This is a genomic window from Ruegeria sp. HKCCA5426 (assembly GCF_013034585.1).
Lineage (GTDB): Bacteria > Pseudomonadota > Alphaproteobacteria > Rhodobacterales > Rhodobacteraceae > Ruegeria.
The window spans coordinates 76149-88718 of sequence record NZ_WQGH01000010.1 but is presented as its reverse complement, the minus strand read 5'-3'; the positions used below and the strand labels follow the sequence as shown (position 1 = coordinate 88718).

Here is a 12570-nt window from a genome sequence, read left to right as displayed (position 1 = left end):
CCGGCCCTCACATGAAATTTGTAATATATAACAACAGGGCGATTGCCCCAAGCGGGACGACATAGACACCCAGCAGCAGTTTCTTGCGGAAAGACCTGTCATATTGCCTCATGCCCCGCTTCAAAAAGGCTTCACGATCACCGGTAATTCCCTTCTTTTCCCAATGCGCAATCAATTTGCCGCGTCGAACCCAGCGGGAATAAAGCGACAGAACAAAATAGATCACCGTCAGAATGATCAGCAAAGGGATCAAAAATCGCAGAGCGACGAACATTCAACCTCTTCCTACTGCGCCCCAGGGGCCAACGCGCGCGATGATATCATCGCTCACCCGGTCCTCGCCGCTCATATCCGGTTCGTGACCGAACAGAGCCGCGCGCGCACCGGCTTTGTCCACCTGATACTCGCGCGCGAGGAAGTCGGCAACAAAGGCTTTCTTGGTTTCGGGCCAGGTTTTGTAGGTGCTGTAGAACAGTTCCTTGTGGCAGATGAACAATTGGCGCGGGTCCAGCGGGGCCAGTTCGGCCAGCAGCATGTTCACAAGATCGCGGTTGGGCGTGTCCGCAGCGCGCAGCGTGTAGAAATAGGCCGGGTGATCCGAGGTGATGCGCGGCCAGGGCCCGCCATCTGTCGCCCATCGCAACAATTCGGCAAGCCCATGATACGCCTCAGGCAAGCGATCCGAGTGGTTGCGCGCCAAACGCCGCATATCGCCGCGGTCCAGCCCAGTCAGATCGACACCGGCATCTGCCGCCGCAGCGATCGTCAGGAAATCCATTTTCTGTTGCAAGATAGCGGCCGAGTTCAGCCCACGAGCCTCGATGATCGTTTCGACCAACGCGTTATTTTCCAGAAACTGCGCGATCCCGTTGCGCTGCAATTGGTGAAGCAAATACTCCATCGGCAACCCGTCCGGCTTGTCGCCCATATAAACCGCCGCCGGATGATCCACATCCGCAAACAGATACAGCCCGCCGAAATGCGCCGTCCAGAAATTGCGCCGATCAAAGGCTGTATGGCGCAAGCGCACCGGGTTGCGGGTCACATCACCGGTGTCCCGTGCGGTTTCGATCATCTGAGCGATCAGGACATCGTCAAACCATGCGTCTTCCTCGGACTTGAAACGTTCGACCATACCGGCCAACTGTTCAGCCTTGCGCAGGGTGCCGCCGACCGTATCTGCCTCAACCTCGATCCTGCGCAGGCTCAGCAGATCAGCAGGCGTGGTGAGTTCAAAGACAGAGTTCACCAACTCTCCGGCCACGGCATCCGTGGCGGTCAGGGCAAAAAGCTGCGCCTCGTTCATCTCGATGAATTCACGCAGGATATCGCGCGAGGTCGAGAATTTGACGTTCAGCAAAGGCGCGCGTTTTTGTTCAGTCGTCAGCAGGACGAACTGCCGGTTGACCCCGTTGGGGTTTAGGTAGAGCGGGTCGTCCAGCTCAATCACCACCTCCGGCGAATAGCCCGAGATATCGACATGGAAATCCGTCAACGCCGTGGTCTTGCCCGCCAGATGCTGCAGCGCGCGGTTATACCGCTCGACCAAAGCCGGGCTGGAGATGTGGACGAGGTTGCCGAACATCAGGCCTTTTTCGATGAGGCGGATCATTGCAATTCATCCCTAGACGATCGTCGCGCGCGCGTTTCTGCCATGTGACTTCTCTGAGAGTCTACTCGGCTTTGAGTTTCTTGCATCGAAGCAGTGTCTTCAGCTGCCGCTCGACGCCCCAAGGCGTGGTTAATCAAGCAGACCGCAACACTCGAAACTACAAGGAGCAGTAAGTATTCAGACCCTCCACCTGAACCAGCAGAAAGAAGCAAGGCCCAACCCCAAAATTTTATCAAAAACGGAACGCTGCTGAAACCGCCTGACAAAATTGCCGAAAGAATAGCAGGCCCAATTGGCACCACAATAAATACCAGAAACAAGCTGACCAAAACCGCTCCCATTCCGGTATGCTCGTCTCTCTTCAATCGTAGTTTACCGGCGTGCCAACCCACAACGGCCGAAATCGCGACGCTCAAAACGTAGTAGGCAATAAGCGGCAGAACGTCGTTCATTTCATCTCCGTTCTGAAGCGCCAAACTACAATGGTCGCAAATATTATCAACGGTAACGCAAACGCCCGCGCCGTGATCTGCAAGTTGAACCCGAGGTAAGACACTACGCTGCCTTCGAACAGGATCAGCGTTTCCTCCCATGTCGTTCCCTCGAACCCGCCACCCGCGTTCACGCCGAATTGGGTCAGGAACAGTACCGCTACGGCAGCCAAAAAACCGATCACACCCCAGCGCAAAGGCAAAATCAGACCCAGAACAAGGGCCAAACCGGTGATTGCGACTGTCAACGTCATGTCTCTTTCTCCTTTGACTGACAGAGCGCATCAGTGCGCGCTCTGACGCTCAAAGTCTGCGCGATCACATGCGGTAGCAACGACCGACCAAGAAAACGTGAAGGCATTTCAGCCAACTGATCTGGACAGTTTGATTGCTTGATCAAAGTAGCCGTCACCCTTTCCCCTCCAGATATCGCCGCTTGGCCTCTTCCATCCGGCTCATCTCACGCACCGCGTTTTCGATGGCGACCTCGTCGCTCTTGTCGGCATAACGGAACTCGCTGTCGGCGTAGCGGTTGATCTCTTGCATCACCATCTCAACCGTGATCGGCTGGCGCAGGCCCTCGATCATGGCCTTCTTGGTGTCGTAGTCGCGGAACAGGAACAGGTCGGGGTTTTCCATCCACTCGTCGGGCAGTTCGAAATCCATCGCGCGGACCTTGACCGCGTCGGTGATGTTCTTGATCGCGCGGCCGGTGAAACGCTCATCCGCCTGCTGGATCGCCTTGAGGTAGGTGCCCAGCTTGGCGATCGTGTCCATCTGGCCGATCTGGCCCGAAACCCGGTCATAGACTTGCATCAGGGCGTCCTCATGCGGGCGGGCGTGGCTTTCGAAACTGGCGGCGACGGCCTTTTTGATTTCCTGCGCAGCATAGGCGTCGTGCTCGCCCAGCGGGATGTCGTGGTTGCGGCCCATCAGCAAATGCAGGATGTCGATGTAATCCTCGCGCGTCTGCGGTCCGTCCACCAGGAACCGAGCTCCCGCCCGCTGGCGCAGGGCGTCGTCTACGTTTTCTGGATAGTTCGAAAACATGCCAAAGGTGCAGTTGCCGCGCACAACGGTGTTGGCCCCCGCAAAGCTCTCCATCAGCACGGCGGTAATCTCCAACTGCCCGGCCGAGGACTGCCGGTCGCCACGTTTACCCGCCAGTTGGTCAATATCGTCGATGGTGCCGAACCCGATGACCGAGGGGTCGACAATCGTGTTGATAAACGCCTTGGCATTCTGGCCGGATTTACCCTGATAGCTGTCGATATTGTCGGTGCTCAGGTTCTGATAGCGGAACGGATAGCCTGCGTTCTGGCAATACTCGTAAATCAGCCCGGCCATCATCTGAATAAGGGTGGTCTTGCCGGTGCCTGGTTTACCGTCGCCCATAAAGGTAAAGATGAACCCGCCAAGTTCTGCAAACGGGTTCAGGCGTCGGTCGAAGTCATAGGCCATAACCATCTTGGCCAACTTCATGGCCTGATATTTGGCGATATGGTTGCCGACCACCTCATTCGGTTTCTTGAACGTCATGGTCAGGGTGGTGGATTTCGCCTTGGACGCCGGGTCAAACCCCCGGATTGTCAGGTCGTCAGCCTCGATATGCCAAGCGGCGTTCTGGAACGGGGCCAGATGGCCCGCGGACTGGGCGCGCAGGGCGGATTTTTCCATCAATTGCTCGGCATAGGCGCTGGTGGCGGCGATCAGATGGGCGTCGTCGGGGGCATGTTTGGCAAGGGTTTGGTCCAGCTCCCACAGCGCGCCGTGCAGGGCAAGCTGGCCATTGTCGGTCAGAACTTCTTCGATCTCGCCCAGATCAACCGTGGTTTCACCCAGATGCGAAGACATCAGATAAGCCAAGGCATTGCCGAAGGTATGCGAGGTGATCAACGCTTCAGCCGTCAACAATTCGGAAAACTCGGTCTTACGCGCGGCGGGCAGATCCCCCGCCAGATTGGCGCGTTTCAGATCGGCCAGCGGAGTTTGCTCGGCATAAGTCTCTGCCACGGCCAGAGCGATGGCGATGGCGCGCCGAATGGCCTGCTGCGTAGTGGCCTGAGGGGGCGAGACCAACGTGTCGCCCTCATCCGAGGCTTCGATCCGTTCAACCAGATGCACTCCGTCCGCGCGCGCGGTGCGCCGTGTCACCAGCCCCGGCGTGGTCGACCGGAAACGCCGCCCCGTCGACACGCCCGAGGAGCGCTCGACCGCCACATCAACTGGTTTCGCAATCCGCGGCGCGTGTTCGAACCCGTTCAGCATGACGGTCGCTGCGGGATAATGTTTGCGAATATCGTCTTCGCGCAATTCCATCTGATCTGACGTCAAACTCATCTTATTCCTCGCAATGCCGGGCTGAGGCCCGGCCTACTCAAACTTCGTCGGGCGGGCTTCGGCCCGCCACCCGCTTCAATACCTCAACACCTGCCCGCTCTTGCTGACGACAAACTTGCGCACATCGGCGAACCCCGGCGGGTCGCGCTCTGCCAGAACCTGAAACGGGCGCTGAGGCAGGATGATCGAGCGCTGCGTGCGCGTGGCCCCGGTTTCGGCCCCCTGCCCACCGAACGGGTCCAGCGCAAACACCTCACGCTCAACGGTCGAGAACCATCCGGTGCGTTCTTCGATGACGTCCTCGCTTTCCAACTCTTCCGTGGTCCAGGCCAGCGCCCAGTCCTGACCCTCGGGCGCCTGCGCATCCTCAAGCACCTGCCGCAGGGGGCCGGATTGCTCGGTATAGGCCGAGGAATACATCGGCCCCACGTGGATGCGGCGCAAATGCTTTGGGTGCAGGTCGTCGAAATCCTGATCGAACCCCTTGGCGATGGTCACCAGTTTCAGCCCGCCCAGAGATTGCGCCATCAGATGCGCCTGCACCTCGGGCCAGCGGCGTTGGTCCTTGGGCAGGGCCGTCCGGCCTCCATCCTCCAACTGCATCAGGTAGATGACCGGTAGGTTGATCTGGCTGTCATACACGGCCCAGTGGATCAGAAATTTCCGCCGCTCGCCCTCATTCCCGATCCAGTGGCATTCGGGATCATTGCGGGCCCAGAACAGCTGACCTTTCAGCAATTCCTCATAATAGAGCCTTTGGGACAGAGCGAATTGCAGCTTGGTCGGGATTTCCTGATCGCCAATAATGGTGCGGACCATGTCGGTTTTCAGGTCGTCTTCCGAAGGCATATTCGCCAAATGCACCTGCGCCTGCTGCGCGTCATTGGCCATGGTCAGCAACTCGGCCGCCACCGGAAACCCGCTGTCGCGCTTGTCCATCGCAAGGCTGCCAAAGAACCGCCCCGTATCGCGTCCGACCAGCAGGTATTTCATGCTGAGAGCCCGGAAGGTGTAAAGCAACCCCGAAAGGTAGCGCGACACGATCCGCACCTCTTGTTTGCTGATCGCACCCTCAGCCTCCATCGTCGCAGCCACTCGCAGGAGGTGGACAGTGATCACCTCGAATTTGCGGAAATAGCGGCGCGAGGCGAAGGTGTCGGTCAGGCCGACATGGTCTTGGGTGGGGTCAATATCGTTCATCTTGGAGCGTCCAAGTCCTTCCCATTTTTGTCGATGTGGAACCACCACCGGTATAAGGGCGAACCGATACTATTCAGGACCACCTCGGGATTAATTCCAACTGAGCGTTGAAACTGACGCCCCCGCTCACTGCCCCAACTGAGCCAGCACAGCAGCCTTATGAGCGAAGCTGCAACGACCATCATCATCAATGTCTGGACGACTTCTGGATAAGCCGGTTTCTCGTCGATGAAACCCAATCGCTCCAGTATTCTCGGCAGCTCTAACGGTCCAAGACTTGCAGCTAGCAAGAGGAATTGCTGGTGAGCGAAACGCACTTAACCCCCATACAAATTCTTATCATGCTTCTCGACAATCGAGGCAAAGCGGCGGGCAAAGCGTTCATCCGCCTTGGCCTTTTTCTCCAGCACGTCACGAGCAAAGACCATGTGGCCTTCGTGCGCCTCAAGCATGTCGGCCATTTTCTGGTTGGTCGCGGTGCCGATTGCGGCCATGGCAGTCTGGGCCTCCTGGTCGGTCTGCACACCGATCTCGTTGATGCGGTGGGCCACGTCCTGCTGCTGCGCGGTTTTCAGCGATTTGGTCAGGGCGTCGTACAGCACCACCCGTTGTTGCGTGTCTGTCTGCAGCTTGTTGATCAGCACCATCTGCGTCGCCGCCTGGTTCTGGAGTGAATCGACCCAGGTCTTACCTTTTTCGATATAGCGCTCCAGCGTCTGGGACTTGGCCAGCTTGACTTGCTCGTCCTGAACCTTGGCGTTGTATTGCTTGTTCAGCTCGGCCAGTTCGGTCTCCAGTTGGGTACGCGCAGCGGCGTCCTGTTCGACACTGATCTTGTTTTCCAGCGTGATAATCGTCGGGTCCATATCCTGAATTTCAGCGCGCAAGGCTTCCAGTTCGGCCACGGTCGCTTCGCGGTCGTCCAGCGTGCCTGTTAGGTTGTCCTCGACCTTAACGCGCTGTTCTTCCAGCACGGATAGCTGCCCTTCCAGCAGCTTTACGATCACATCGGATTTGGCGATCAAATCCTGCAACTTGTCGTCGATATTGGCGGTGCGCATCCGCTCCTGCCGCATCGACTCGGACTTGGCCTTGGCGAAAATGCCGACAAAAGACTCCCACCCTGTCTTCGAGCGCATTTCGTCGAAATCTTTGGAGAACGCGTTGGTGACGTCGTCCAGCCCCATAATCAGTTCGGCGATATTGGCGTTCATCACCTCGGTATGGGCATGGACATCCTCAAGCGTGGCGTTTTCAATGTCGATATCGGCCTGGACGGTGCCGATCTTGGCGCGTGCGGCGTCAATCCGCGACGTTAGCCCTTCAATCTGCGACTGGCTTTCGCGCACTTTCGCCTGCGTCTCTTCGATCAAAGCGTCAAATTGATGGTTCGACATCTGCACTATCCCCCTTTTTGTCCAATTACCCAATAAGATAGGGAATGTTATGGCCATTTACATCCCCTTGCGTCCAAAATTCCCCGGAACTTTGGCAAACTCCACCTGAAAAAGATAGGCACCACACGGGCAGCAAATGCCGGAGTTTTTGATCAAATTTGGATTGATCTGCGACGGACAGTGGACATAGACATTCTGCGTACCACCTGTTTGGGTGCGACGACCGAAATTCCTGCCGGAGGCTGACCTATGCTGGACGCAACGACCGACCTGAAATCTATCCTCAAGAACCCCGATCTGCTGGCGACCCAAGCCTATATTGGCGGGCAGTGGGTGGATGGCGACAATGGCAACTTTGCCGTCACCAACCCCGCGCGCGGTGATGTGGTGGCCGAAGTTGCAGACCTTAGCCGTGCACAGGTGGCAGGGGCGATCGCACAGGCCGAGGCCGCGCAAAAGGAATGGGCCAAGCTGACCGGAAAAGAGCGCGCAGCGATCCTGCGCCGCTGGTATGACCTGATGATGGAGAACGCCGAGGATCTGGGCCGTATTCTGACAGCCGAGCAAGGCAAACCGCTGGCCGAAGCCGTAGGAGAGATTGGCTATGGCGCATCGTTCATCGAGTTTTTCGGGGAAGAGGCGAAACGGATTTACGGCGAAACCATTCCCGGCCATCAGCGCGATAAGCGGATCACAGTGCTGAAACAGCCAATTGGTGTGGCGGCCTCGATCACGCCGTGGAACTTCCCCAATGCGATGATCACCCGCAAGGCTGCGCCGGCACTTGCGGCGGGCTGCGCCTTTGTCGCCCGTCCGTCCGAGGAAACGCCCCTGTCTGCGCTGGCTCTGGCGGTTCTGGCCGATCAGGCGGGCATCCCGGCGGGTGTGTTCAACGTTTTGCCGTCCCTCAATGCCAGCGAGATTGGCAAGGAATTTTGCGAAAACCCCGGCGTGCGTAAGCTGACCTTTACCGGTTCGACCCAGGTGGGGCGCATCCTGCTGCGGCAGGCCGCAGATCAGGTCATGAAATGTTCGATGGAACTGGGCGGCAATGCGCCCTTCATCGTGTTTGACGACGCCGATCTGGATGCAGCCGTCGAAGGCGCGATGATGTGCAAATTCCGCAATAACGGTCAGACCTGTGTCTGCGCCAACCGAATCTATGTACAAGCCGGTGTCTATGATGCCTTTGCCGAAAAGCTGAAAGCCGCGACCGAAGCCCTGTCGGTGGGGGACGGCCTGTCCGATGGTGTCACCACCGGGCCGCTGATCAATGACAAAGCCGTGGCCAAGGTGCAGGACCATATCGCGGACGCCACCGCAAAGGGTGCGCAGGTCGTGACAGGCGGCCTGCCGCATGATCTGGGTGGCACTTTCTTTCAACCCACCATCGTCACCGGCGTGACGCAGGACATGAAGGTCGCGCAGGAAGAAACCTTTGGCCCGCTGGCCCCGTTGTTCAAGTTCGAGGACGAAGATGACGTGATCGCCATGGCCAATGACACGATCTTTGGTCTAGCCTCGTATTTCTATGCCAAGGACCTGAGCCGCGTCTACAAAGTGGCCGAGGCACTGGAATATGGCATCGTCGGCGTGAACACCGGCATCATCTCAACCGAGCTGGGTCCGTTCGGCGGCGTCAAGCAATCTGGTCTGGGCCGCGAAGGCAGCCATCACGGTATGGAGGACTACCTTGAGATGAAATACATCTGCATGTCGGTCTGATCTTTGTCGGCCACCGTTTCGGCGGTGGCCGCGTTTGTCACAAAACTGAAGCCAAACTGTCACAACACCGCAACGATCCCGGTTCATCCCCCTGTCATCCAATAGTGAGAGGAAATCAACCGATGTCGTTGCGCGCTGTCTGCCTGACATCTGCCCTTGCCCTGACCGCCGGTCAGGCCATGGCAGAAATGAATTTCAACCGAATTGCGTCCTTCCCCGTGGTGAAAAACATGGCCGACGGCGCGGACACGACCCGCGAGACCTCGCCCGAGATCATCGCGGCCACCGCAGATGGCATGACGCTGGTCTATACCGACAGCCCTTTGGGCTTGATCGGCATGGTCGACATCACCGACCCGGCGAACCCAGCGCCTTTGGGTGCGATGGACGTGGGTGGAGAACCGACGTCCGTGGGCATCGTCGGCGCGACCGCCTTTGTCGGCGTGAACACCTCGGAAAGCTTTGTTGCGCCATCGGGCAAGCTGATCTCGGTCGATATTGCGGGCAAGGCGGAAACTGGTGCTTGCGATCTGGGCGGTCAACCCGACAGCGTTGCCATTGCGCCGGATGGCAGCTTTGTCGCCGTGGCGATTGAGAACGAGCGGGACGAAGACCTGAACGATGGCATCATCCCGCAGCTTCCTGCGGGTGAACTGGCACTGGTGCCGCTGAAAGATGGAGCGCTAGATTGTTCGGGCATGGAAATGGCCTCTCTGACCGGACTGGCCGAGGTTGCGCCCACCGATCCCGAACCCGAATTCGTTGACATCAACAACCTTGGCGAGACCGTCGTCACTCTGCAGGAAAACAACCACATCGCGGTTGTTGCCAAAGATGGCACCGTGCTCAACCATTTCTCGGCCGGAAGCGTGGATTTAGAAGGCATCGACGCCACCGATGAGCGCGGCGCACTGATCTTCATCGAAAGCCAGCCGGGTCGCCTGCGCGAACCCGACGCGGTGAAATGGATCGACGACAACCACTTCGCCACCGCCAATGAAGGCGACTATGAGGGCGGCTCGCGTGGTTGGACAATCTTCCACAAGGACGGCACCGTTGTGTATGAGAACGGCACCGAGTTCGAGAAGGCGATCATCCAGATCGGGCACTACCCCGACAAACGCTCGGACAGCAAAGGCGTTGAGCCGGAAAGCGTAACCGCAGCCACCTTTGGCGGTACGCCGATGATCTTTGTCGGGGCGGAGCGCGCCTCGGTCGTGGGTGTCGATGACGCCACTGACCCCGCGAACCCGATTCTGAAACAACTGTTGCCATCAGGCGTTGGACCGGAAGGCTATGTGGCGATCCCCGAGCGGAACCTGCTGATCTCGGCCAACGAAAAAGATCTGATCGAAGATGGCGGCCCACGTGCGCATGTGTCGGTCTTCGCATATCAAGAGGCCCCCGCCGCCTACCCGCATCTGACATCGGAAGGCGCGGATGAGTTGATCGGATGGGGTGCTCTGTCCGGTCTGGTAGCGGACGAGGACGGCATGATCTATGCCGTCAATGACAGCTTTTATGGCTTCCAGCCGTCGACTTTCAAGATCGACCCCAGCCAGCAACCCGCCCGCATCGTGGACGTGATCCGCATCCACCGTCAGGATGGCAACCCAGCGCAGAAGCTGGACCTTGAGGGCATCACGCTGGACGGCAAGGGTGGCTTCTACGTCGCATCCGAAGGTCGCACTGACCGTGTGATCCCGCACGCGATCTATCACGTCAGCGCAGATGGTCTGATCAAGGACCGCAAGGGTGAAATCGGCCTGCCTGCCGAACTAATGGCGGTCGAGAAACGTTTCGGCTTCGAAGGCATTACCCGCGTTGGCGACACCCTATGGATGGCCGTTCAGCGTGAATGGAAGGACGATCCGGAAAACCATGTGAAACTGGTGGCCTATAATCTTCAGACCAAGGAATGGGGTGCCGTGCACTATCCCAAGGCAGACCCGGAAACCGGTTGGGTCGGCCTGTCGGAAATCGTGGCCTTCGGCGACCACGTCTATGTGATCGAGCGCGACAATCAGCACGACCATCGCGCGGTGACCAAAAAGGTCTACCGCATCCCGCTGGCCGAGATGACCCCGGCCCCGCTGGGCGACCCCCTGCCCGTCGTCAGCAAAGAAGAGGTCCGCGACCTGCTGCCTGACCTGACCTCGACCGGAGGTTATGTTCTGGACAAAATCGAAGGCCTGGCGATCCTGCCCTCGGGCGAGGCGTTTGTGATGACCGACAATGACGGCGTCGACGATGCCTCAGGCGAAACGATGTTCTGGTCGATCGGGTCGGTGACGGCTGGGAACTAGGTCAAAACCTAAAAGAGTGACCCTGCGCAGCCGTTGCGCAGGGTCTCTTTGCTGAAGAGACTGGCAGTCAGACAGGCCGCTCTGGACACTATTCCTTCGATTTCTGCCTCCGGACCCAAAGAACACGGGCCAGCGGGAAAAAGCTTAGAAAAAGCAACAAGAACAGCTTTAGCGCCGACATTGGATCCGTCAAAATAAGAACTAATGAGCTTGGCGTGCCTTTGACTGGTTCTTGTTTGGGGCGGAAGACATGGTCGAAAGCCCAGCCTGATTTCGTATTCTCGGACAACTCCGACCACCCGACAATGCGGATCGCATCATTGTCTCCATAGGTAATCAATAGGTCGGTTTCTCCGTTACGCCCGGGCGTTTCGAACCGCCGGACCGCACCTTCGGGTACATCAATGAACTTTATCCTGTTTCCGTTAGCGCTGTGATCGACAACGATATCTGCACCGTCGCCCAATTCAAAAGTATAGGTATCAACCGAGTCGTACCCAATCAGAACGTCATTTCCCCCTGCACCCAAAAACGAGTCCACCAGACGTGTTCCACCAAGCGTGTTGTCGGCAGAGTTTCCGTTTCGAACAAGCCCGATTTTCGTTGTCGGACCGATGGCAATCATATGGGAATAGTCGCTGCTCAGGGCCGGAGGAAAAACGTCCGCCTTGGTTGCGATCGGCCAAAGAACAATCACTGTCGAGATGAAACAACGAAACATAAAAATCGCGGAATAGCCTGTGTTTCCAACTTGGCACCACGGATGAAGGGAAACAAGGGCGCTAACGACACGTATCTTTGGTCGCAGCGGTTTATGCCAAGTTGAAGCCCCGCCCAAAAACAACGCCCCGCGTCTGGAGGAACGCGGGGCGTATGGTGCGATAATCGAGAGAGGCGCGATTATCGCTGTTTGGTCGGATCGCCTTAGTTCACGGCTTTGGCGTCAACCACATCCTTTTCGATGGCCTGACCGGACGAAATCTGAATCCGGCGTGGTTTCAGCGCCTCGGGCACCTCGCGTTTCAGGTCGATGTTCAGCATACCGTTTTCATGACTTGCGCCAGTGACGCGCACGTGATCGGCCAGGGCAAAGCGGCGCTCGAACGCGCGGGTGGCGATGCCGCGATGCAGGTAGGAACGGTCCTTATCTTCGGCGGCTTTCTTGCCGGCCACGATCAGGGCGTTTTCCTTCACTTCGACCGACAGATCGGCCTCGGCAAAACCGGCGACAGCGACGGAGATCCGGTACGCGTCGGCGTCGGTTTTTTCAATGTTGTAAGGTGGATAGCTGGGCTGGGCCACGTCATTTGTCAGAACGCGATCCATCATGTCGGCGATCTGGTCGAAACCAATGGTGGCGCGGTGCAGCGGTGCAAAGTCAAAACTACGCATGTGTCATATCCTCAAGTCTGAGCGATTTATGATGTGCCCTCCAGTTCGGACGGGCGATGAGATATCAGGCCCCGTTTGTGGCGACCCGATACAGTTCACATGGGTAG

Annotated in this window: 11 protein-coding genes; 2 read left to right on the top strand and 9 right to left on the bottom strand. The window is 57.9% G+C overall.

What is annotated here, in order from left to right; all coding sequences use genetic code 11:
* Positions 1 to 7: 7 nt before the first annotated feature.
* The 7 genes from GOV87_RS16245 to GOV87_RS16215 form a co-directional block, all read right to left on the bottom strand.
* Positions 8 to 274, bottom strand: coding sequence for a hypothetical protein (locus GOV87_RS16245; protein WP_171125914.1), 267 nt, complete (start codon positions 272 to 274; stop codon positions 8 to 10).
* Complete coding sequence (locus tag GOV87_RS16240) at positions 275 to 1612, bottom strand: DUF6638 family protein (RefSeq protein ID WP_171212473.1); 1338 nt, start codon at positions 1610 to 1612, stop codon at positions 275 to 277. It lies immediately after the preceding gene.
* Positions 1609 to 2064 carry a hypothetical protein gene (locus GOV87_RS16235; RefSeq protein ID WP_171212472.1) on the bottom strand — a complete coding sequence of 152 codons (456 nt, stop codon included), beginning with the start codon at positions 2062 to 2064 and terminating at the stop codon, positions 1609 to 1611. The genes GOV87_RS16240 and GOV87_RS16235 overlap by 4 nt, the downstream gene beginning before the upstream one ends.
* A complete protein-coding gene (locus GOV87_RS16230; protein WP_171212471.1) occupies positions 2061 to 2357 on the bottom strand; it encodes a hypothetical protein in 297 nt (98 codons plus the stop codon). The genes GOV87_RS16235 and GOV87_RS16230 overlap by 4 nt, the downstream gene beginning before the upstream one ends.
* A 154-nt stretch (positions 2358 to 2511) precedes the next feature.
* Positions 2512 to 4443 (bottom strand): ATP-binding protein, encoded by a 1932-nt coding sequence (locus tag GOV87_RS16225; RefSeq protein WP_171212470.1) that lies wholly within the window; start codon positions 4441 to 4443, stop codon positions 2512 to 2514.
* Positions 4444 to 4518: 75 nt separating this feature from the next.
* A complete protein-coding gene (locus GOV87_RS16220) occupies positions 4519 to 5643 on the bottom strand; it encodes a hypothetical protein (protein WP_171212469.1) in 1125 nt (374 codons plus the stop codon).
* A 317-nt stretch (positions 5644 to 5960) separates the two neighbouring features.
* Positions 5961 to 7040, bottom strand: a complete 1080-nt coding sequence (locus GOV87_RS16215) for a hypothetical protein (protein ID WP_171212468.1) — start codon at positions 7038 to 7040, stop codon at positions 5961 to 5963.
* Between the two features lie 249 nt (positions 7041 to 7289).
* On the opposite strand from GOV87_RS16215, the gene GOV87_RS16210 reads away from it, so the two are divergent.
* Both GOV87_RS16210 and GOV87_RS16205 read left to right on the top strand, forming a co-directional pair.
* Entirely contained in the window at positions 7290 to 8765 is a 1476-nt protein-coding gene (locus tag GOV87_RS16210) for an NAD-dependent succinate-semialdehyde dehydrogenase (RefSeq protein WP_171126661.1), read from the top strand.
* A 122-nt stretch (positions 8766 to 8887) separates the two neighbouring features.
* Positions 8888 to 11071 (top strand): esterase-like activity of phytase family protein, encoded by a 2184-nt coding sequence (locus tag GOV87_RS16205; protein WP_171212467.1) that lies wholly within the window; start codon positions 8888 to 8890, stop codon positions 11069 to 11071.
* Between the two features lie 88 nt (positions 11072 to 11159).
* Here the strand turns inward: GOV87_RS16205 and GOV87_RS16200 are convergent, their stop codons facing one another.
* Together GOV87_RS16200 and GOV87_RS16195 are read right to left on the bottom strand one after the other, a co-directional pair.
* Positions 11160 to 11792: a hypothetical protein gene (locus GOV87_RS16200; protein ID WP_171212466.1), complete on the bottom strand. Its 633-nt coding sequence runs from the start codon at positions 11790 to 11792 to the stop codon at positions 11160 to 11162.
* Positions 11793 to 11995: 203 nt separating this feature from the next.
* Positions 11996 to 12463 carry an Hsp20 family protein gene (locus GOV87_RS16195; protein ID WP_171126658.1) on the bottom strand — a complete coding sequence of 156 codons (468 nt, stop codon included), beginning with the start codon at positions 12461 to 12463 and terminating at the stop codon, positions 11996 to 11998.
* Positions 12464 to 12570 lie beyond the last annotated feature (107 nt).